At 47.7% G+C, this 19824-nt stretch carries 21 protein-coding genes and 1 other RNA gene; 9 read left to right on the top strand and 13 right to left on the bottom strand.

The annotated features are described in order from the left end of the window. Positions 1–134: 134 nt before the first annotated feature. From KJY73_RS00745 to KJY73_RS00735, 3 genes are all read right to left on the bottom strand, one after another. Complete coding sequence (locus tag KJY73_RS00745) at positions 135–530, bottom strand: DUF3718 domain-containing protein (RefSeq protein WP_214339281.1); 396 nt, start codon at positions 528–530, stop codon at positions 135–137. Between the two features lie 210 nt (positions 531–740). Further along, complete coding sequence (locus KJY73_RS00740) at positions 741–1277, bottom strand: hypothetical protein (protein WP_214339279.1); 537 nt, start codon at positions 1275–1277, stop codon at positions 741–743. 55 nt (positions 1278–1332) lie between these two features. Further along, a complete protein-coding gene (locus KJY73_RS00735; protein WP_214339277.1) occupies positions 1333–2514 on the bottom strand; it encodes an MFS transporter in 1182 nt (393 codons plus the stop codon). 129 nt (positions 2515–2643) lie between these two features. Between KJY73_RS00735 and KJY73_RS00730 the strand changes: the two genes are divergently transcribed. After that, complete coding sequence (locus tag KJY73_RS00730; RefSeq protein WP_214339275.1) at positions 2644–3636, top strand: LysR family transcriptional regulator; 993 nt, start codon at positions 2644–2646, stop codon at positions 3634–3636. 27 nt (positions 3637–3663) lie between these two features. On the opposite strand, the gene rnpB is transcribed toward KJY73_RS00730, so the two are convergent. Beyond that, positions 3664–4015, bottom strand: an RNA gene (gene rnpB / locus KJY73_RS00725) — RNase P RNA component class A. Between the two features lie 178 nt (positions 4016–4193). On the opposite strand from rnpB, the gene KJY73_RS00720 reads away from it, so the two are divergent. Further along, positions 4194–5648 carry a hypothetical protein gene (locus tag KJY73_RS00720; protein WP_214339273.1) on the top strand — a complete coding sequence of 485 codons (1455 nt, stop codon included), beginning with the start codon at positions 4194–4196 and terminating at the stop codon, positions 5646–5648. Here KJY73_RS00720 and rsmI read toward each other — a convergent pair. Then, positions 5645–6496, bottom strand: a complete 852-nt coding sequence (gene rsmI, locus KJY73_RS00715; RefSeq protein WP_214339271.1) for a 16S rRNA (cytidine(1402)-2'-O)-methyltransferase — start codon at positions 6494–6496, stop codon at positions 5645–5647. The two genes, KJY73_RS00720 and rsmI, sit on opposite strands and share 4 nt — an antisense overlap. Before the next feature lie 125 nt (positions 6497–6621). Here rsmI and KJY73_RS00710 point away from each other — a divergent pair, with 125 nt between their 5' ends. The 4 genes from KJY73_RS00710 to KJY73_RS00695 are packed head-to-tail and all read left to right on the top strand — an operon-like array spanning position 6622 to position 9929. Next, positions 6622–8409 carry a penicillin-binding protein activator gene (locus KJY73_RS00710; RefSeq protein ID WP_214339269.1) on the top strand — a complete coding sequence of 596 codons (1788 nt, stop codon included), beginning with the start codon at positions 6622–6624 and terminating at the stop codon, positions 8407–8409. Further along, positions 8396–8755, top strand: a complete 360-nt coding sequence (locus KJY73_RS00705) for a YraN family protein (RefSeq protein ID WP_214339267.1) — start codon at positions 8396–8398, stop codon at positions 8753–8755. Before KJY73_RS00710 ends, KJY73_RS00705 begins: the two co-directional genes overlap by 14 nt. Continuing rightward, complete coding sequence (locus KJY73_RS00700; RefSeq protein WP_206595037.1) at positions 8752–9345, top strand: phosphoheptose isomerase; 594 nt, start codon at positions 8752–8754, stop codon at positions 9343–9345. Before KJY73_RS00705 ends, KJY73_RS00700 begins: the two co-directional genes overlap by 4 nt. Before the next feature lie 2 nt (positions 9346–9347). Next, the gene (locus KJY73_RS00695; protein ID WP_232848358.1) at positions 9348–9929 is read left to right on the top strand and encodes a BON domain-containing protein; all 582 of its coding nucleotides are present in this window, start codon (positions 9348–9350) and stop codon (positions 9927–9929) included. A 234-nt stretch (positions 9930–10163) separates the two neighbouring features. On the opposite strand, the gene KJY73_RS00690 is transcribed toward KJY73_RS00695, so the two are convergent. From KJY73_RS00690 to zapE, 8 genes are all read right to left on the bottom strand, one after another. Further along, on the bottom strand, positions 10164–10553 hold the full coding sequence (locus tag KJY73_RS00690) for a ClpXP protease specificity-enhancing factor (RefSeq protein WP_214339260.1): 390 nt from the start codon (positions 10551–10553) through the stop codon (positions 10164–10166). A gap of 20 nt (positions 10554–10573) precedes the next feature. Beyond that, positions 10574–11206: a stringent starvation protein SspA gene (gene sspA, locus KJY73_RS00685; protein ID WP_206595034.1), complete on the bottom strand. Its 633-nt coding sequence runs from the start codon at positions 11204–11206 to the stop codon at positions 10574–10576. 159 nt (positions 11207–11365) lie between these two features. Continuing rightward, positions 11366–12103 carry a cytochrome c1 gene (locus KJY73_RS00680; RefSeq protein WP_214339258.1) on the bottom strand — a complete coding sequence of 246 codons (738 nt, stop codon included), beginning with the start codon at positions 12101–12103 and terminating at the stop codon, positions 11366–11368. Beyond that, positions 12103–13368 (bottom strand): cytochrome b, encoded by a 1266-nt coding sequence (locus KJY73_RS00675; RefSeq protein WP_206595032.1) that lies wholly within the window; start codon positions 13366–13368, stop codon positions 12103–12105. Before KJY73_RS00675 ends, KJY73_RS00680 begins: the two co-directional genes overlap by 1 nt. Before the next feature lies 1 nt (position 13369). Continuing rightward, positions 13370–13963: a ubiquinol-cytochrome c reductase iron-sulfur subunit gene (gene petA / locus KJY73_RS00670; RefSeq protein ID WP_214339256.1), complete on the bottom strand. Its 594-nt coding sequence runs from the start codon at positions 13961–13963 to the stop codon at positions 13370–13372. A gap of 240 nt (positions 13964–14203) precedes the next feature. Then, positions 14204–14596: a 30S ribosomal protein S9 gene (rpsI, locus tag KJY73_RS00665; protein WP_206595029.1), complete on the bottom strand. Its 393-nt coding sequence runs from the start codon at positions 14594–14596 to the stop codon at positions 14204–14206. Between the two features lie 13 nt (positions 14597–14609). Beyond that, positions 14610–15038 (bottom strand): 50S ribosomal protein L13, encoded by a 429-nt coding sequence (gene rplM, locus KJY73_RS00660; RefSeq protein WP_188693734.1) that lies wholly within the window; start codon positions 15036–15038, stop codon positions 14610–14612. A gap of 273 nt (positions 15039–15311) precedes the next feature. Continuing rightward, complete coding sequence (zapE, locus tag KJY73_RS00655) at positions 15312–16415, bottom strand: cell division protein ZapE (protein WP_269813696.1); 1104 nt, start codon at positions 16413–16415, stop codon at positions 15312–15314. A gap of 234 nt (positions 16416–16649) precedes the next feature. On the opposite strand from zapE, the gene KJY73_RS00650 reads away from it, so the two are divergent. The 3 genes from KJY73_RS00650 to KJY73_RS00640 all read left to right on the top strand — a co-directional run bounded on the left by KJY73_RS00650 (position 16650) and on the right by KJY73_RS00640 (position 19782). Next, positions 16650–17087 carry a ZapG family protein gene (locus tag KJY73_RS00650; protein ID WP_214339252.1) on the top strand — a complete coding sequence of 146 codons (438 nt, stop codon included), beginning with the start codon at positions 16650–16652 and terminating at the stop codon, positions 17085–17087. 81 nt (positions 17088–17168) lie between these two features. Continuing rightward, the gene (locus KJY73_RS00645) at positions 17169–18542 is read left to right on the top strand and encodes a DegQ family serine endoprotease (protein WP_214339250.1); all 1374 of its coding nucleotides are present in this window, start codon (positions 17169–17171) and stop codon (positions 18540–18542) included. A gap of 148 nt (positions 18543–18690) precedes the next feature. Continuing rightward, a complete protein-coding gene (locus KJY73_RS00640) occupies positions 18691–19782 on the top strand; it encodes a trypsin-like peptidase domain-containing protein (protein ID WP_214339248.1) in 1092 nt (363 codons plus the stop codon). Positions 19783–19824: the final 42 nt, after the last annotated feature.

The following is a 19824-nucleotide window of genomic DNA, read 5'->3' as shown; positions in this document are numbered from 1 at the left end:
CTCAAATTAAGAGGCGTCAAGACCTTCGAGAGAGTGCCGCCCAATCCGTTGACAGTGTGCTGAGTCACTGCCGTAATCCATTTCCACTTTCCGAAGCGTACGAAGGTCTTCTATTTAAAACGCCTTTAAACGAATTAGTTAATACGGGCTAATAATTCCTGCCCGATAGGACTGGCAATATGACCATTGGCTTCAGCCCATTGTTGCAGCATCTGTCCATCAGACTCTGCCTGAGTCAGGTCTCCCTTACTCATTTTCTTAATCATAAAGGTACCCACTTCAGTGGCACCATTTTCCATCGCATAGCGAATCAGGCTACTACCACCGCAACTGATACCGGTGTAATAGTCACCCAGACGCAAGTTGTAATCATCTTGCACCTTCTTAACTTTTTTACGCAGTTCAGACTTGTCGTCGTTTTTAACGATTGTGCAGATATTCTGCAGATCTTCGTTGATATCCGCCTGGCTAACCGGAGAGAAAGCAATAGCAGACAGAGATGCTAACAATGCGAAAGCTGACTTTTTCATAAGCGTTGCCTCTTAAATGAAATGTGAATTTCTGGTCTTGACGGGGAAAAGCTTATAAAAGGATGGCAAAAAGCGATAGCAGCCAGACCGCACCTATGTATGCATTTGCATACTCAAGCTGGCTCGCCTTCTAAGCGCATGCATAATTACCAAACTGAATCGGCGTTGTTATCAAGTAATCTGCACTATCAACCCAATGGGGCTCATGTACTAACGGACAGGAGCCAGCGACAGGCCATTGACTATAACTCGACTGCAAGTGTGTCCATACCCCAAACTGTACTTCAGCATGGGATAAACCCGACAGGAACTAATCGCAAAACTGAGCGCAACTAATCCCTTCTGCCCCCACAATGCGAGTATTTTGCTGCGCAAAGGATTGGCCTGTGGATCATGCGCCAAAACCAATTCTGTGAATTGCACAACCAGCGCAATATCTTCCGGCAAATTATTTAAGTCCCGGTCAACAATGGCGCGCACAACAGCAGGAGCTACATTAGCCTCAAGCGCCATATTTACCACCAACTGCGCACATGGACCACAATCCTCAGAGATAATGGCACGTATTCTTGCTGCATACAGCGGTCCTGCGGGCACATTTCCTGAGTGAGACGCCATCATCTGTAGTCCCATAAATTTTAAAAATGCTGCCACATCTGTTGAAAGTATGTCTTGCTGATAAGTTACGTCGTAGCTGTACTTGTTTTTCATTGCCAACAGCATCTTGTTGAAAATATATCTAATCATTTTCTGTTCCTTGTTTAACACCTATTTAAAGCAAAGCAACCATGCATAACACTATTCAAGACTGGTATTGTGATGACAAATCGCCGCATATGACGGTTTCCATCGTCTTTACGGGTTTGTACAAAAACACAAAACTGCAAAGGAAAATAACCATGCAGCTGTAAAGCATCGCCGAGAAGTCGCCATTGCCAAGTAAGCCAGACGCAATCAAAGGCCCCGTTGCCAAACCCAGCACTGAAATAACGGCCGCCAACGAAGACAATCTGCCGCTGCTATCCAGCTCAGCAACCACGGCAAGTAAATAGGAGTTAACCGCTGGCCAGGCGAAAAACAGCATTGCCATGGCACTAACATAGAGAATGGGGGTGAGAGGAATAAAACTTAACATTGCCGCAGAGATGATTGATAACATCACACCAGCAAGCAACCAATATAATCGTCCGAAACGCTTACCACTGACGATAGGTAACATCGCACCGAGCAAACCCAGTAAGCTGGTCGTTGCAATATAAGAGCTTACGCTAACATCGTCGATACCAGCCTTTAAACCAATCAGTTCAACGTACGCCCAAATGGCATTAGCAGCACAGAGATAAAGTACAATGGCTAGCATCAATAGTATTGCATGCGCTTTGCCTTCATTAAGTTCGCTTGAAGACCTTTTTTTATCAAGCTTGCGGGGAACCTGTGGTACTAAGCTAAGCAGCAGAATACTTAAGAAAGTTAAACCCGCCATAACAAAAAATACCGCATAAGTACCCAGTAAAGTTTCCAAACCGGGCAGCAGATACATAACCACCGCACCAATGACAAACTGCATTAATAGCAAAGAGCCGAATGCACAATCTGGGCTATTCAGACGGGCGAGTACGGAAAAGATAATTCCCATACTTAACCCGCCGATTAAACCGGCAACGAAACGCCAGCCAAGCATCAGGTTGTAGCTATCTAGCCATATGGTGCTCAAATCAACCAGGGTGAGAGAAGCCAGAAGCACAAACATAGCCGGTCGCCAGTCAATTCGTCGCACTAGAAAAAACGCACCGGCACAGCCTAAGAGACCGCCAAAAAGGTTACTTGCGATGACTTCACCGGCCTCAGCCTCTGAAAAACCAATACCGCCAGCGAGCGCACTCACCACACCAGGTAAAAAGTTTACGTAAGACAAACCCGCCATGGCGATAAATGCAAAGAAGCCATAGGAAAGCGCATTATCAGCCTGGATTTTTTTAAGCATGCATCCTCACATAACATAAGCTGTTCAAAAAGATTGGTGAATTTTATTCCCCACATGACAGGAGAAAATAGGCACCTAACCCTTTAAGTCGTGAATACTATTCATGAATAGTCATGTTAAGCTGCGCCAATGGATAAACTTCGCTCATTAGAGATATTTCTGGCAACCTGCGATGGCGGGAGTTTTGCTGCGGCGGCAAGAGCCTGTTCAACCGATCCGTCGACGGTCAGCAAAGCCATCGGTCGTCTGGAAGACAAGCTTGGTCTCACCTTATTTCAACGCTCGACCCGGCAACTCCGAGTTACAGAAGCAGGCCAGCGTTACGCCCAGGCAGTGCGAAAAACGCTGATGGACTTATCTTCCTGTGAAGACGATCTTAAGCACTTGAATGACTCACCAAGCGGTACTCTGCGCATCAGCTCAGCCGTCTGCTACGGGCATCTGTATATTCGCCCACTATTACACGAATTTAGTCAGCGCTATCCGGCCATTAGACTGGAACTGGAAATTAGTGATTTACACGCCGACATTATTGAAAGGGATATCGATATCGCGATTCGCACCGGCTATCTGAAAGACAGTCGCTTGGTCGCCCGGCGTCTCAGCCCTATGGATTTTCTTATTTGCGCTTCCCCTCAATACCTGCAGAGAAAGGGTACCCCTGGATTTGCCGAGGACTTCGTTGGACACGACTGGATTGGATTCAGAATTAAAGAAACGCAACAACTGCAGCCGATTTTTTTACCCAATGCACAAGGTCAATACATACAATCTGAACTGGATCGCAGCCATATTACTGATGATGGCGAAGCCATGGCGTACATGTGTAGTGACGGGCTTGGCTTAGCTCAGCTTCCGCATTTTCTGGCTAAATCGGGTTTGGAAAGTGGCGAGCTGGTGTCACTTTTTCACCCTTTCCGACCGCCACAGCAACAAAACGGTGTATTTGCTATTTACCCTAAGCGAACCTACCTACCCGCCAGAGTCAGAGTCTTTATCGAATTTCTGAGTGCTGCATTAAGCGCAAAAGGGGAAGACCCGCACCATACCTGGGCGGAAAACTGGCTGCCGCTGGTTCATTTCTCGAAAAACGAAAAACCGGATAAGCAGGAAGTTGACTAACGTCCTTTATCAGACGGTATTAGAAAAGGATGGAGTTGGCCGATAAGCCGGGTTCTGTCGAGGACAATCATTCATCTAGGCCTGCAATTACTCACAGGCTCAAGCAACCTACCCGGTTCCGACGCGGGCCACGCCAAGGAACCCTATTTGGTCTTGCTCCGGGTGGAGTTTACCTTGCCACAAACTGTTACCAGTTGCGCGGTGCGCTCTTACCGCACCCTTTCACCCTTACCGCCCGGATAAATCCGGGGTTGGCGGTCTACTCTCTGCTGCACTTGTCGTCGGCTTGCGCCGCCCAGGCGTTACCTGGCACCCTGCCCTATGGAGCCCGGACTTTCCTCCCCCCGCTTGCGCGAGCGACGATTGCCTGGCCAACTCCGGCGCGCAGTTTACTGCAAAGCAGCAAATGATTCGAGTAACCCTTGGCTTTTTTTATCATTCATCCATTGTGGCGCTAACTAAGCTATCCAGATTCGGGGGAAAATTCGTTTGACTAAGCAACAACTTGCAATATCTGCTAAAGTGCTGTCCTGATGTTGGGTAACTTATCTTAAACTATGAATAAAGCCTTGATAGGTGAAAGTCACTACACCAAAAGCGTGCGCAATCTGATAAAGAAAGTGCATGACCAATCCCCGATCAAGGATTCCCTGTATGAGCAGGCGGCAGACTATTTCGCAATGCAAAGTGGTCAGAGTGAACAACTGCAAGATTTAAAACAACAGGTTGCCAGCACAAAGGATGCCAGTTCAAGCCGGGGGGAAGCCCGCCACAAAGACGCTCAAGGTAAGCTCAAGCGTTTCAATCAGCAAAGTGAAGAAGGCCGGTTACAACGCTATAAAGAGCTGCATCAGGTTTGTGAGCAGATCCTGGATTTAACCGATGCGATCTCTCAGGAAGAAAGCGCTCGTAACTTTTCCCGTTTGCTCGGCACCATCTTACTCACGACTCAAACGGAACATCGCAAGGTCGCGCTGTTCAATCAAAAGAGTAAACACTTGTACAAGGCGACGTTGTGCCTGCTGTTGCTGGATGCCATGTTGACAGACAAGCAGATTAGTAACCCCTACGTACTAAAGCACTTTGAAAAACGGGTAGTCAACGCCAAGAGTAAGGACGAAGCCAATCAATGTCCTTTCAGGCTTTACGTTAAAGTTCCTTTGCTGATGACAGCGCTACTTCAGGATGTGGGACAAAGCCACCCTGACGTACAGACTATTCTCAAAGGTCCGGATGGTAGCGGAGATGAATTCCGCACCCTGGATAAAGAAGATCGCCAGCAGATGCTCAAACTTAGCTATCAGCACACCATTAACTATCTAAAAGATGGTATTGGCTGCGGAAGCTATGTGGGCAACTCCAAGCAAGAACGAGAGCTGTTCAACGAGGCTGAAAAAGACAAGCTTAAGTTTGTGATGACGCTAATTAAGTCATCCCTTGACCCGCGCCAGACAATAGGAAATTTACTTAAGATCCCACAGGTTTACACCTCTGTGGTGCTTTCAACTAAGCTTGGACAGGCCTACGACACCCTCCCCAAGGCCACCCTGGTGTTGGAAAAAGCGGCAGAGAAAGATGCGCTTAACGGTAAAGCGGTGCAAAGCTTCATTCGAGTGGTGGGACATTTTCCTCAGGGTTTTGGCATCACCTATATACCCAAAGACTCTGACCGTCGGGACTTAGACAGATATGAATATGCTATCGTCAATGGCTTATATCCCGAAAACCCGTCTGTGCCCATTTGTCGTTCTGCCACTAAAAACCTCGAGTTTACTGGCCTTGGCCACGATCTTTTGATTGGCGTGGACAACAATCTCTATTACCCACAAGCAAGAAAGAAGCTTGAGGTAATGAGCAAGGAACGCCTGCTGGAGATCCTCAGCAAGCTGGTGTCCAATTTTGAGGAGCGCAAAGAACTGGCCCTTATCCCCAACTGCTGGCATCCCTATACCTTTTTTTCCTATGCCAAACACCAGAACTTGTGGAATAAGACCAATCGCTTATCAAACTAAGACGACAATTCCAGCCCTAATTGATAGAGCTCATTCTTCTTCAGTTGATAGTGTTTAGCCGTCAAGGCTGCGGCCTTTTTCAGGGGTAATTCCTGCATAAGCAGAGTCAACAGCGATACCGCCTCAGGAGGAATATCAAGATTGGATTGTTCAGCCGGACCAACCATCAGAACAAACTCCCCCTTCTGATGCACGGCATCTTCCCTTAACCAATCCAAAACCTGCGTTGCGGTGCCGCTACAAAAGGTCTCAAAAGTTTTAGTCAGCTCTTTGGCCAGTACGACTGCTCTGCCCTCTCCCAGTTCCTCAACGAGCATTGCCAACGTCTCTTCCACTCTTCGAGGCGCTTCATAAAATACTGTTGTCATTTCAGCGCTTTTCAAACAAGCCAGCGCCTCCCTTCTGGCAACCTGTTTTACCGGTAAAAAACCAGCGAAGGTAAACTTATCAGTAGGTAGCCCCGCCGCACACAATGCGGTAATCGCCGCGCAGGGACCTGGCAGAGGTACCACCTGAATTCCAGCATTTCGACACAAATTAACCAAGGCATAGCCAGGATCACTAATTAGCGGTGTGCCCGCATCACTGATCAAGGCCAGATTCATCCCTTGCTCTAATCTGGACAAAAGCTGTTCCGCACGTTGCTTTTCGTTGTGATCATGCAGAGCATAAAGGCGGGTATTGATTTGGTAGTGACTCAGCAACTTTTGACTATGACGGGTATCTTCTGCAGCAATCAAGTCCACCTCGGCCAGAACGTGCAAGGCGCGTTGGCTTATATCTTGAAGGTTTCCGATGGGCGTTGCGACTATATAAAGGCAACCTTTTTGAGTGTCAGAGTGTTGCATGTCAGAGGCCAGATAAATAAGCAAAGGCCTATTCTACCTGCTAGAGGGCGTTTGCATACGTGTGATTTGTATTGAAGCTGAGGTAGAATTGCTCACAACCCTATATAAAGAGTGCAGGAACGCTGATGTCTCGCATGCGAACGCTTACATACGGAATTGCTATTACTGTCTTATGTGCTTGTAGCTCCGCACCTAAAGTTCATCAACGTGAAACCCCGCAAGTAAAACCTGATGAGAAACAAATACCTGTGGCATTGACTGCGCAGCAGTATCTGCAACAGGCAAGAACATCCCCGTTAGTAAAACAAAAGCGTCTGCTGCTAGATGCGGCAACGGCTTTCATGCAAGAAGGTGATTGCAACAGCAGTCTGAAACTTCTTAAGCCTCTCCTACCGAGGTTAGAAGAATTTGAACAGCAGGATCAGGCACACCTTCTACAAGCACGATGTCTTGCCAATCTGGGCCACTGGCAACTTGCTGAGCAGAGCCTTCAGGCTGTCAGTCAACATCTGCAGCTGCTACCCAAGCGATTAGCCTTAAGCGCCGAAATAGCTCAGCAGCAGGGCGACACTCTCACAGCTGCCAATAATGTTGCTGAACTGAGCACGTTGCAACCAGATAAACAAAGCGAACTGCAGGAAAAAATCTGGTATTTGGTACAGCAAACGCCAGATACGGCAATCACGTCTCCTGGCAGTTTTCAGGGGCCACTATCACCTTGGCTACAGTTAGCCAGAATCGCCCGCACAAACAGCGGTGAGGCGTTGTCCAGCCAATTACTCGAGTGGCAGACACGCCATAACCTGCCTTTACCCTCGGATCTGCAACCGCTGTTACAATCACCCTTAATGCAGCCACAACGAATCGCTGTCATCCTTCCCCTATCAGGTCGCCTGGCCAATCAGGGTGAAGCATTGAAGGAAGGGATTTTAGCCGCGTATTTTGCTGATCAAGGTGAACATAAAGCACAGGTCAGTTTTGTTGATACTGTCTCCCTGAATGAACAAACCTTGGCAAATATGGACCAACAATTCGATTTTGTTATAGGTCCACTGCTTAAAGAAAACCTTGATACTTTGCTACCTCAATTGCCGGATAACTTACCTGTATTAGCGCTAAACAGGCCGGATCAACCCGTTAAACAAGCCAGCCGTTACTTTTACTCTCTGGCTCCGGAAGACGAGGCGGAGCAACTGGCTGAATTGCTCATTCAAAAGGGCTATAAAGCCCCACTGGTTGTCAATGCAGACCGCGCAGTGTTTCAAAGAATGGCGAGCAGCTTTACTGAAAAGTGGCAAAGCACAGGACGTCCCGCCCCCAAGCAGGTGTCATTTACCGACAACAAGTCCATGCGCAACGCCATGGAGGGACTGTTAGATGTCGGCCATAGCAAACAAAGAATCAAACAAGTTGAGAGATTAGCGAAAGAGGAAGTCCATACTTTCGCACGTAATCGCAGGGACGTGGATGCCATTGTCATCTTTGCCAGCGCCGCACAAACAGAGTTACTCAACCCTATAATCGAATCCAGTATAAGTCCTTTTGCAGAGCTGGTGCCGGTTTATGCCTCCTCACGGAGCTTCAGCCAAGAGCTTGGAGGAAACAGTCTGCGTGACCTGCGCCATATGACCTTTGTTGACATGCCGTGGATGTTGCCGGGTGGAGATAGCGTTCTAAAAGAGCTCAACAAGCAACTTTGGCCTCAACGCAATGATGGACAAAATCGTCTGTTTGCTATGGGTTACGACGCTTACCGTTTATTGCCAACGCTTGTGCATATGGCGCAAGTACCACAAATGACCCTACAAGGGCTTACCGGTGCATTGAGAATGGATGAGTATCATCAACTGCGCCGTAGCCTGCCGTTAGGAAAGGTAGAGCAGGAAAAGGTTGTCCGCCTTGCAGTGGATTAAGCAACAGCTATCAGGAATACTTGGCCGGGACGCCGAGCAGCGAGCCCGCCGTTACCTGGAATCCCAAGGGTTAAAATACATACAAGGCAACTATCGCTGCAAAGCCGGTGAAATTGATTTAATTATGCGGGAAAATCAGGAACTGGTGTTCGTTGAAGTTAAGTACCGGACTAAACAAACTCATGGCAATGCTGCTGAATATTTCGATATGCATAAAAGAAGAAAGTTTGAAGCAGCCTTGCAGCATTACCTTTGTGCCAACCAACTAAACCCAGCAAGTATCGCCCACCGAATTGATGTGGTAGCAATAGACGGGCAGCAGATTCAGTGGATTAAGTACGTATGATAGAAAGCATTAAAGCCAACTTCACAGAGAGCATTCAAACAAAAATTGCGGCCATCGAGATATTGCCGGACATGATAGAGCGCGCCACTTACATGATGGTTCAGGCGTTGATTGCCGGCAATAAGATACTATGTTGCGGCAATGGTGGTTCTGCCGGAGATGCTCAGCATTTTGCTTCACAATTACTGAATCGTTATGACCGCGACAGACCGAGTTTGCCCGCTTTGGCACTAACCTGTGACAGTGCGACCATCACATCCGTTGCCAACGATTACAGTTATGATGAAATATTTTCCAAACAAGTAAGGGCCCTGGGGCAAAGTGGCGATATTCTGCTGGCCATTTCAACCAGTGGTAATTCGCGCAATGTCATTATGGCCATGGAAGCGGCCCTAAGCCGTGATATGACTATTATTGCTCTGACAGGCAAGGATGGCGGCGAAATGGCAGGACTGCTTGGCCCAAATGATGTGGAAATTCGCGTGCCCTCCAATAAAACCCCCAGGATACAGGAAGTACACTTATTGGTAATCCATGCCTTATGCTGTGCAATTGATGACTGCCTGTTCCCCGATCATAGTGGAGAATAAAGATGAAAACGACGACAAAAGGATGCCTGATTGCCACCCTGTTAATGGCGACCAGCCAATTAACCGGATGTGCTGTAGCTATTGTCGGCGCCGGTGTGGGTGCCGCTTCTGTTGCACATGACAGACGTACGGTAGGCACGCAGTTGGATGACGCCACTTTGGAGTCTCGCATCGCCAGCAAGCTAAGTACCAATGAACAGTTAAAAGGCCAGGCTCATATTAATGTTGAGGTGTTCAACGGCGTCACCCTGCTGGTAGGCCAGGTGCCTAATGAGCAATTAAAACGAGAGGCTCAGCAATTAGCCGAGAGTTTGCCTCAAGTTAATCGCCTGCATAATCAACTACGCCTTGGCAGCCCAACGCCAGCATCGGTGCGCACCCACGACGTATGGTTAGCCACTAAGGTCAAATCAAACTTGGTTGCCGACAAACGTGTAGACGGTTTGCATATCGAGGTCATCGTCGAGGATTCAGAAGTCTTTCTGATGGGACTGGTGAATGAGCAAGAGGCCAACATTGCAGTGGACATAGTCAGAAATATTAATGGCGTTACAAAAGTTATTAAGGCGTTTGAGTACTTATAAACTTAACTGTGCTGATATTAAACAAAGAGCAATACTAACTCTCGCAAAGAGTAAAAAAGCCACCTTCTAAAGAAGGTGGCTTTTATTTATTGGTAACTAATTACCTACTTAAAACTTCGTTGTGAAACCCACATTGAATGACTGGCCGTAAGTCCAACGACCAATCGCGCTCTCCTTGCCTCAAGACTCCTAGCTATAATTCGCCTATTCGAGAAAGCATCAATCAGCTTATCTCTACTTAACCACTTTCAACTGTGGTCGGCCTTTGGCAGGCTGTGGTGGAGGAGTTGGTTCCGGAGGTAAATCGTCCATTCCCTCTTCCTGACTAAAGATTGTGCCAGCACCATTCTCTCTGGCATAGATAGCCAGCACAGCTTGGAGGGGTACCTCCAGGCGACGAGCGACCCCGCCAAAGCGTGCATCAAAGGTTACGTCTAAATTACCGAGCTGGAGTTTACCGCAGGCGCTTGGAGAGATGTTCAGAACAATCTGACCATCTCTGACATGCTCTTGAGGCACCAATGTTCCTGGCACTGTGGCATCAACGACCAGATGGGGAGTCAGGTCGTTGTCCACTATCCACTCATAAAAAGCCCTAAGCAAATAGGGCTTATTGGGGGTCATAGGTATAGTAGCGTCCATACTTACAACGGATTGTGGATTTCACGTTCCTGATCAGTCAGTGACGCCTTGAATGAGCTACGATCGAAGATCCGATTCATATAGGCTTTCACTTCCTTAGCACCAGCGCCGGACAGTTCAATTCCCAACGCAGGTAGACGCCACAACAATGGAGCCAGGTAACAATCAACCAAGCTAAACTCTTCGCTCATAAAGAACGGGTTGTCCGCAAACAATGGCGCTAAGGCTAAAATGTTCTCGCGCAGTTCCTGACGCGCAGCTGCAATATCCCCGGTCCCTTTCAGAATGCCTTCGGCAATGCTGTACCAGTCTTGTTCGATACGATGCATCATCAGTCGGCTTTGACCACGAGATACCGGGTAAACAGGCATCAGTGGCGGGTGAGGAAAACGCTCGTCCAGATATTCCATAATGATATGCGAACGGTACAACACCAATTCACGGTCGACCAAAGTAGGCAGCGTACCGTAGGGGTTCAAATCAATCAGGTCTTCGGGTTGATTTGCTGGATCTACATAGCAAATCTCTACGCCGACACCTTTTTCTGCCAATACTATGCGTACCTGATGACTATAGATGTCTAACGTATCCGAGAATAAAGTCATTATCGAACGTTTGTTCGCGGCTAAGGCCATTCACACTCCTCCAAAAACCAAAAATCGAACGCCAATTTTATTAATCAAATCACAACACGCTGATTTAACTAATAAAATTGGCATCTACTAGAACGTTAAAAAAGGGCAGTGCGATTCACCACACTGCCCTTTTGCGATTATACAGGAATTTGTGCCTAATTAGTGCACATCACGCCAATAATCTTTCTTCAATAAATAAACAAAGACGAATAGCACAAGGATAAACACAATTACCCAGCGGCCAATACTCTCGGCTTCCAGTCTGGCGGGTTCGCCCAGGTAAACCAAGTAGTTAACCAGGTCCAATACCGCTTTGTCGTACTCTTCAGGGCTCAACATGCCCGAGCCATCAGCCTTAATACCAACGTAAACAGACTGCATCTGCCCATCTATCATGCGCTCTTCGTGCTGGTCATAAGGTACTCCTTGCAGCTCTTGCAAAACATGAGGCATACCTACCTCAGGGAAGACCTTATTGTTAACGCCAAATGGACGGCTCGGATCAGCATAGAAGCTTCTGAGGTAAGTATACAGCCAGTCTGCACCCCGTACGCGAGCAACCAAAGTTAAGTCAGGAGGAGGCGCACCAAACCACTTAGCAGCAGATTCCTTAGGAATTGCGCTCTTCATGTAATCACCTACTTTGTCACCAGTCACCTGCAGGTTTTCCTGACCCAGGTCTAGTGGCACACCGATATCCTCAAAAGTGCGCTGATAACGCTGATATTGAGTTTGGTGGCAGCCAAGGCAGTAGTTCATGAATAACTGTGCACCAGTTTGCAGTGATGCCTTATCTGTGCGATCAATATGCGCTTTGTCCAGATGCACATCACCGCCGCCAGCAGCCATCACCATAGAAGGCACTAGCAGGCCAAATAGAACAACGAGTTTCTTCATTAACCTATCCTCTCTGGCAGTGGCTTAGTTTTCTCGTTCTTACTGTACAACCACAGCAGGCCGAAGAAAGCGAAGTACAGGAAAGTACAAATCTGCGAAGCTGTCACTTTCCAAGGCTCTTGCGGTGTTCCGCCTAAATAACCGAGGAAAATAAAAACGATAGCAAATACGATCAGGTTGTACTTATGGATACCACTACGATAGCGCCAGGACTTCACTTTTCCGCGATCAATCCAAGGTAGCAGAGCTAACATGATGATGGCAGCAAACATGGCAATTACACCGAACAACTTATCTGGTACGGCTTTCAAAATCGCGTAGAAAGGTGTGAAGTACCATACAGGGAAGATGTGTGCAGGGGTCTTCAGTGGGTTGGCAATTTCAAAGTTAGGCGCTTCCAGGAAGTAACCACCCATCTCCGGCTTAAAGAACAGTACGTAGCAGAATGCCAGCAAGAACACACAGAAAGCCACCAAGTCTTTCAAAACAATATGCGGGAAGAAAGGTACCACGTCATCAATGATGTCGTACTTATTGGTATAGTACTCATGCATTTTGAACTTAGTTTTTTCTTCTTCCTTCAGTGAGCCTTTTTTACGCTTCACTTCCACGCCATCAGGGTTGTTGGACCCAACTTCGTGTAAGGCAACAATATGCAAGAAGACCAAAATGACAATCACCAAAGGCAAAGCAATAACGTGTAAAGCGAAGAAACGGTTCAGGGTCGCACCTGAAATCACGTAGTCACCCTGGATCCAAACAGTCAGGTCTTCACCAATAACCGGAATGGCACCAAACAGCGATACGATAACCTGAGCACCCCAGTAAGACATCTGACCCCAAGGCAATACATAACCCATAAAGGCTTCTGCCATCAGTGCCAGATAGATGAACATACCGAATAACCACAGTAATTCACGTGGCTTCTGGTAGGAACCATAGATCATACCGCGGAACATATGCAGATAAACCACGATAAAGAAAGCAGACGCGCCCGTACTGTGCATGTAGCGGATAATGTAACCATAATCTACTTCACGCATGATGTATTCAACAGAGGCAAAAGCACGCTCTGCTGAAGGCTCAAAGCTCATTGTCAACCAGATACCAGTAACAATCTGGTTTACCAGGACGATAGTGGCCAAAAAGCCAAACACGTACCAGAAATTCATGTTTTTAGGGGCAGGGTATTCCATGGCGTGCATTTTTGCCACGCGCATCATGGGAATACGATACTCAATCCAGTCTAATAAATTTTGCCACATATTATGCCGCCCCCTCTTGAGTACCAATCAGGATGTTATTGTCATCAATATACATATAAGGCGGAACAACCAGGTTCAGTGGAGCCGGAACCCCCGAAAATACGCGGCCTGCCATATCGAACTTGGAACCGTGACATGGACAGAAGAAGCCATCCGGCACGCCCTCTACCTGTTCTTCGAAAGCACCGTCTTTCAGATGCTGAGGAGAACAACCCAAGTGAGTACAGATACCTACCAGTACCAAATACTCTTCCTTCAAAGAACGATATTGGTTTTTGGCAAATTCTGGCTGTTGAGGTTCTTCAGAAGTCGGATCTTTCAACAGATCTTCGTGCTTACCCAGCTCTGCGAGCAGCTCTGGAGTACGGCGAACGATCCAAACCGGTTTACTGCGCCATTCGACACGAAGTAACTGACCTGGTTCAACTTTGCTGATATCCACTTCCACGTCAGCTCCGGCAGCCTTGGCTTTGGCGCTGGGATTCCAGGAAGCGATAAATGGCACAGCGGCACCCGCCACCCCAACGCCGCCTACCACTGAGGTGGCAATCGTCAGGAATCGGCGCCTGCTGTTATCTACTGGCGCATTGCTCATCCACTTTTCTCCAAAGGTTGGATTTAGTGTATTTCCTGACCATTTGTCTTCTTGGATCTGCAAATGTTACAGGAAATGTTCGGGGGTTATATTTTAGCGGGAAATGATAAAAGAAAACCCCTTCAAAACACAAGGAAATGATGGGCAAAACAAGGTATTAGTTGGAGCAAAAAAGCAGCAGACAGTATAGAAAAAGAAAAACCCGGCAAAAGCCGGGTTTTTTGTATCTCGATGCGTAAATTAACGCTTGGAGAACTGAGGACGTCTGCGAGCTTTGTGCAAACCGACCTTTTTACGCTCAACTTCACGAGCATCACGAGTCACGAAACCAGCTTTACGCAGGGCCGGACGCAGTGCTTCGTCATATTCCATCAGAGCACGAGTAATACCGTGACGGATAGCGCCAGCTTGACCGCTGATACCACCACCAGTAACGGTGATGTACAGGTCAAACTTGTCAGTCATTTCCAACAGTTCAAGAGGCTGACGTACTACCATGCGAGCAGTTTCACGACCGAAGAATTCTTCGATAGTGCGCTTGTTGATAGTGATGTTACCACTGCCTGGGCGAATAAATACGCGAGCAGTGGAGCTTTTACGACGGCCAGTACCGTAATATTGATTATCTGCCATAACTCAATGCTCCTTAAATATCCAGAACCTGTGGCTGCTGAGCGGCATGTGCATGCTCAGAACCAGCGTAGACCTTCATTTTGCGGAACATCGCACGGCCCAAAGGACCTTTAGGCAACATACCTTTAACCGCTCTTTCGATGATCAGCTCAGGCTTGTGGGCTTGTAGCTTTTCGAAAGTGGTTTCCTTCAGACCACCAACGTAGCCTGTGTAGGAATAGTACATCTTGTCCTTGGTCTTATTACCAGTTACACGTACTTTATCAGCGTTGATAACCACAATGTAGTCACCTGTGTCCACGTGAGGTGTGTACTCAGGCTTGTGCTTACCGCGCAGACGACGAGCGATTTCAGTCGCCAGACGTCCAAGAGTCTTGTCTGTGGCGTCAACCACGAACCAGTCACGTTTTACCGTCTCTGGCTTAGCAACAAAAGTTTTCATTTTAACTTACCCAAAAGATTCAATTAGTTACTCGCGCTGACCAGCAGCAGTGCTGCCAGTAAGCTGCTAAATCGGTGTATTTGCCCCTTCGAGCAAGCCGATTGTCCCGCCTTCCCAAGGCGGCAGTTGTAACTGGGCAGGGCGCGCATTATACAGAAGTTATTGCAAAAGGCGAGGGTAAATTTTAGGCAAAACAGTGGTCAGAGAGCACTACTGTTAAGGTTTACAGCGAAATATCTCAGACCACTGGCATCTACTTGGCTATTTACCCTTTTATGGTAGGTGTTGCAGCGCCAGATACTCATGAGATTGCATCTCTTTCAGACGACTTAAACAGCGCTTGAATTCGAAGCTAAGACGCCCTTCAGTATACAAATCTTCGAGCGGTACCGCGGCAGACATGATCAGCTTCACATTACGCTCATAAAACTCATCGACCATGGCAATAAAGCGGCGGGCAATATCATCCACCGACTGTCCCATTTGCTCTACATTGGCTAGCAGCACTGTGTGATAACAACGACTGAGCTCCATATAGTCGGCCTGACTGCGCGGTCCATCACACAACGCTCGAAATTCTATCATCAGCACGCCGTCCGCTTCGCGCAAGCTTTGGATTTGCCGTCCCTCTACTTCGATGGATAAATTCTGGCGACCTTCTTCTGGCGCAAGTTGCCCAAAATAGGTGTTCAGATTATCAATGGCGGCCTTATCCAGCGGGAAATGATAAATCTCTGCCTGTTCTAGCGCACGTAAACGATAGTCAGTGCCACTATCCACATTTATCACCTGGCAATGCTGCTTTATTAGCGCGATGGCAGGTAAAAAACGCGCCCTTTGCAAACCATTCCGGTACAGGTCATCGGGAACGATATTAGAGGTAGCGACTAATACGATGCCATGGCTGAACAACTCCTGCATTAAGGTGCCCAGAATCATCGCATCGGTAATATCTGATACAAAAAACTCATCAAAGCAGATGACCTTTGCTTCCTGCGCAAAGCGTTTAGCAACAGTTTTAAGCGGATCGGATTGGCCGGCTAGCCCTTTAAGCTCATGATGCACTTTATGCATAAAACGGTGGAAATGGATGCGCATCTTCTTTTCAAAGGGCAAACACTCAAAAAAGGTGTCAACCAAATAGGTCTTGCCCCGCCCCACTCCGCCCCAGAAATAAAGGCCTTGAATGGATTCTTGCTTATTCTTGCCCAACATACCTGAGAGCTTGCCAGCCAGGCCCCGTTTTGGCTTCACCGCTATTAGCTGGTCATATAATACCTGCAGGTGTATGACAGCATTCTCCTGCGCCGCATCAGCAAAAAAATCCGGTGATTCCAGATCGCTTTGATATTTTTGCCATGGCGTCATAGATAACATGCTACTCAATCCGTCAATGAAGTCGTTCTGCAGGCGCAGTGTTTAACCGCCCTGAACGCTTGAAATAAAATAAACTGGCCGCATAGTTTGCGTAGCGGGTATTATTAAGTAAAGAGTGTTGTTGGCAAAATCTGCACTGCTTGTCGAATTTTTCAGGCAAGTAGCTCGTTCGCTGGCAGCACAAGGCCGGTACAGCATGTACCTGTTACTATCGATTCGTGTTTAGGAGAAGTTATGGACTGGATTGTAGGGTTACTGTTGCTGGTATGTGGCGGCATTATTGGTTTTTTTGCAGCGAAATTCAGTCAGAAGGCATCTTCAGATACGCAATCTGGCCTGGCCATTGAGCAAGACCTTAAACGCCTGATGTCTGAGCAAGCCGCCATCCATATCAGCGAAAGCCGCCAGCTATTGGCCACTATTGAACAGCAAAGCCAGTTGCTAAAAGAGCAGTTGGAAAATTACGAGTCTTTGCTTACGCAAACAAGCCATGATCCCGACCAACCACAAATGAACTATTTCGGCGAGCAGGCTGCAGCCTACCTGCGCAACCAAAGCCAAGTTCAGCGTCCGGTGAACCAAACTACCGATTATCAGCCTCGTGATTATGCTAAAGCCGGAACCGGATTGTTTAAAGGCACAGCAAAAAGCTCATCGTCTACAGGTGAATAACCTTTTTCGTTGAACTTTATGCCCGCCCACTGTGTCTGTTGATTACTTTTGTCCTTGAATTAGCCTGGAGAAATAACAGCGATGAAAACAGCCTTTGGACGAAACTTCACCAAGGTATTTGCCATCAGTGCGCTGGCCCTGGCCAGCACTTCCTTCACAACCACTGCCGCCATCCCGTTTTTCGGGGACGATGACAAAGTCCCCTCTCTGGCGCCCATGCTGGAGGATGTCAAGCCAGCGGTCGTTAGCATATCAGTGGCGGGCACTCAGGTTTCACGTCAACGTGTTCCGGAAATGTTCCGTTTCTTCTTTGGTCCTAATGCACCTGATGAGCAAGTTCAGGAAAGACCTTTTAGGGGATTGGGATCAGGCGTCATTATTGATGCCGAAAAGGGCTATATCATTACCAACAACCACGTGATTGACCAAGCGGACAAGATCACTGTGACTTTGGTTGACGGTCGAGAACTGGAAGCCAAAAAAATCGGCTCTGACGAGCAAAGTGACATTGCATTACTGCAGGTAAAAGCCGATAACCTCAAGGCAGTGCCTATCGCAGATTCAGACAAGCTTCGCGTTGGTGATTTTGTTGTCGCCATAGGTAACCCATTCGGGCTGACGCAAACGGTAACATCCGGCATTGTTAGCGCTCTGGGACGCAGCGGTTTGAATATAGAAGGTTATGAAGATTTTATTCAGACCGATGCAGCCATCAACCGTGGTAACTCTGGCGGTGCACTGGTTAATTTGCGTGGTGAGTTAGTTGGCATTAACACCGCCATCTACGGTCCTAACGGCGGAAATGTCGGGATAGGTTTCGCCATACCTTCCAACATGATGAAAAACCTGTCAGACCAACTTAAAGAATTCGGCGAAGTACGTCGCGGGTTACTTGGCATAATTGGTGGTGATTTAGACTCAGAGCTTGCTAAAGCGATGGATTTAAATGTGCACCAGGGTGCATTTGTACGGGAAGTTAATAGTGGCTCGGCAGCCGAAAAAGGGGGAATTGAGCCCGGCGATATTATCCTTTCCATTGACGGCAAAGACATTCGCAGTTTCACCGAGTTACGTGCCAAGGTTGGTACGCTTGGTGCTGGCACCAAGATTAAGCTGGGCTTATTGCGTGAAGGCAAGCGCAAGAACGTAGAAGTCACGCTAGGGGACTATACCAGTGCCAATGTATCAGCGAGTGAGATTCACCCAGTATTAGAAGGGGCAAACCTATCGGATGGTAAGTCTGAGGATGGGCTCAGTGGTGTATTGGTATCGGATATTGCCAGTCGCTCCCCTGCCGAGCGCCTTGGTTTGCAAAATGGCGACGTGATAGTCGGGATTAACCGCCAACGTATCCAGAGCGTCAGCGAATTACGCAATTACCTGCGGGACAACGAAGGAGTTATTGCGTTGAATATAAAACGAGGAAAAGCCTCTTTATATTTGGTTATTCGTTAACGCCGTTCGCTGCGCTTAAAAGGCTGCCTAATGGCAGCCTTTTTTATGCATAACAAGACGTTGTATTACTTTATAGCATCTAAACAGACTGTCATCAGGCACACGACAATGCTATCCTCAGGTCAGTTTTGACTGACCTAACACATTTGTGAAACAGACTAGCTGGCTACATTTCCTAATAAAATCCATCCTGCTCGGCATTTTTGTAGCTGGCATACTGCTGTTGCTCCTCCCTGAATTGCGTAATTCAACCTCTCTTTCCCTGGGACTTTTCCAGCGTCAGGGTTTTAACACCGCCCCACTGAGCTTCAGCAGCGCCATAAATAAAGCAGCCCCTGCGGTCGTCAACATCTACAGCACCAGCTACGACAGCCGTCCATTGTTATATCGTCGTCAACCTGTCGAGCGCACCAGCCTCGGCTCCGGTGTATTGATGACGTCAAACGGACATATTCTGACCTGTTATCACGTTATCAAGGATTCAGAACGCATCACTGTGGTACTTCAGGATGGGCGCGGATTAGAAGCTATGTTAGTCGGCCAGGACCCACATACCGACCTGGCAGTATTAAAAGTAAACGACCAGAATCTACCAGTTATTCCGCAAAGCAGTGAATATGAAACACAAGTAGGTGATTTGGTGTTAGCCATTGGCAATCCCTATAACCTCGGGCAAACCATCACCCAAGGTATCATTAGTGCCACCGGCCGCGGCGGCTTAAGCAATTACGTCAGTAACGCCAACTATGCCGACTTTATTCAAATGGATGCTGTACTCAACGAAGGAAATTCAGGCGGTGCGCTGGTCGACAGCAATGGCACACTAGTAGGTATTAACAACGCCAATTTTAAGACCTTAGATCGTAACCACAGAGTAAAAGATGTCGCAGGGATATTCTTCGCGGTGCCTTATGCACTGGCCAAACGCGTGATGGATGACATTATCGCCCATGGCAGAGTAATTCGCGGATATCTGGGCATCAGCGGCACAGAATTTCTGGGCGAATCGGGCATTCTTGTCAACGGTGTAGATCCTTTAGGACCGGCCGCCAGGGCAGGTATAAAAGTGGGTGATACACTGATTACCATCAACGGTAAGCCTATCGAAAGCACCTTTAAAACCCTCGACCAAGTAGCAGAAACCCCACCGGGTTCAACTTTAGATTTCGAACTACTGCGAGGCGAAAGCAGACAACGCGTAAGTGTTACGGTCACCATATCCGAACTGACCAGTAGTTAATAAAAAAGCCGCTTAATCAGCGGCTTTTTTTAAACCCAGGGA

It is taken from the genome of Bowmanella yangjiangensis (assembly GCF_018531185.1).
In the GTDB taxonomy this organism is placed as follows: Bacteria; Pseudomonadota; Gammaproteobacteria; order Enterobacterales; family Alteromonadaceae; genus Bowmanella; species Bowmanella yangjiangensis.
This window is presented reverse-complemented; position numbering and strand designations above follow the sequence as displayed.

Coding starts and splice junctions, on each gene's coding strand:
- KJY73_RS00745 (WP_214339281.1), bottom strand. CDS start 530: ATGAAAAAGTCAGCTTTCGCATTGTTAGCATCTCTGTCTGCTATTGCT.
- KJY73_RS00740 (WP_214339279.1), bottom strand. CDS start 1,277: ATGATTAGATATATTTTCAACAAGATGCTGTTGGCAATGAAAAACAAG.
- KJY73_RS00735 (WP_214339277.1), bottom strand. CDS start 2,514: ATGCTTAAAAAAATCCAGGCTGATAATGCGCTTTCCTATGGCTTCTTT.
- KJY73_RS00730 (WP_214339275.1), top strand. CDS start 2,644: ATGGATAAACTTCGCTCATTAGAGATATTTCTGGCAACCTGCGATGGC.
- KJY73_RS00720 (WP_214339273.1), top strand. CDS start 4,194: ATGAATAAAGCCTTGATAGGTGAAAGTCACTACACCAAAAGCGTGCGC.
- rsmI (WP_214339271.1), bottom strand. CDS start 6,496: ATGCAACACTCTGACACTCAAAAAGGTTGCCTTTATATAGTCGCAACG.
- KJY73_RS00710 (WP_214339269.1), top strand. CDS start 6,622: ATGTCTCGCATGCGAACGCTTACATACGGAATTGCTATTACTGTCTTA.
- KJY73_RS00700 (WP_206595037.1), top strand. CDS start 8,752: ATGATAGAAAGCATTAAAGCCAACTTCACAGAGAGCATTCAAACAAAA.
- KJY73_RS00695 (WP_232848358.1), top strand. CDS start 9,348: ATGAAAACGACGACAAAAGGATGCCTGATTGCCACCCTGTTAATGGCG.
- KJY73_RS00690 (WP_214339260.1), bottom strand. CDS start 10,553: ATGACCCCCAATAAGCCCTATTTGCTTAGGGCTTTTTATGAGTGGATA.
- sspA (WP_206595034.1), bottom strand. CDS start 11,206: ATGGCCTTAGCCGCGAACAAACGTTCGATAATGACTTTATTCTCGGAT.
- KJY73_RS00680 (WP_214339258.1), bottom strand. CDS start 12,103: ATGAAGAAACTCGTTGTTCTATTTGGCCTGCTAGTGCCTTCTATGGTG.
- KJY73_RS00675 (WP_206595032.1), bottom strand. CDS start 13,368: ATGTGGCAAAATTTATTAGACTGGATTGAGTATCGTATTCCCATGATG.
- petA (WP_214339256.1), bottom strand. CDS start 13,963: ATGAGCAATGCGCCAGTAGATAACAGCAGGCGCCGATTCCTGACGATT.
- rpsI (WP_206595029.1), bottom strand. CDS start 14,596: ATGGCAGATAATCAATATTACGGTACTGGCCGTCGTAAAAGCTCCACT.
- rplM (WP_188693734.1), bottom strand. CDS start 15,038: ATGAAAACTTTTGTTGCTAAGCCAGAGACGGTAAAACGTGACTGGTTC.
- zapE (WP_269813696.1), bottom strand. CDS start 16,415: ATGTTATCTATGACGCCATGGCAAAAATATCAAAGCGATCTGGAATCA.
- KJY73_RS00650 (WP_214339252.1), top strand. CDS start 16,650: ATGGACTGGATTGTAGGGTTACTGTTGCTGGTATGTGGCGGCATTATT.
- KJY73_RS00645 (WP_214339250.1), top strand. CDS start 17,169: ATGAAAACAGCCTTTGGACGAAACTTCACCAAGGTATTTGCCATCAGT.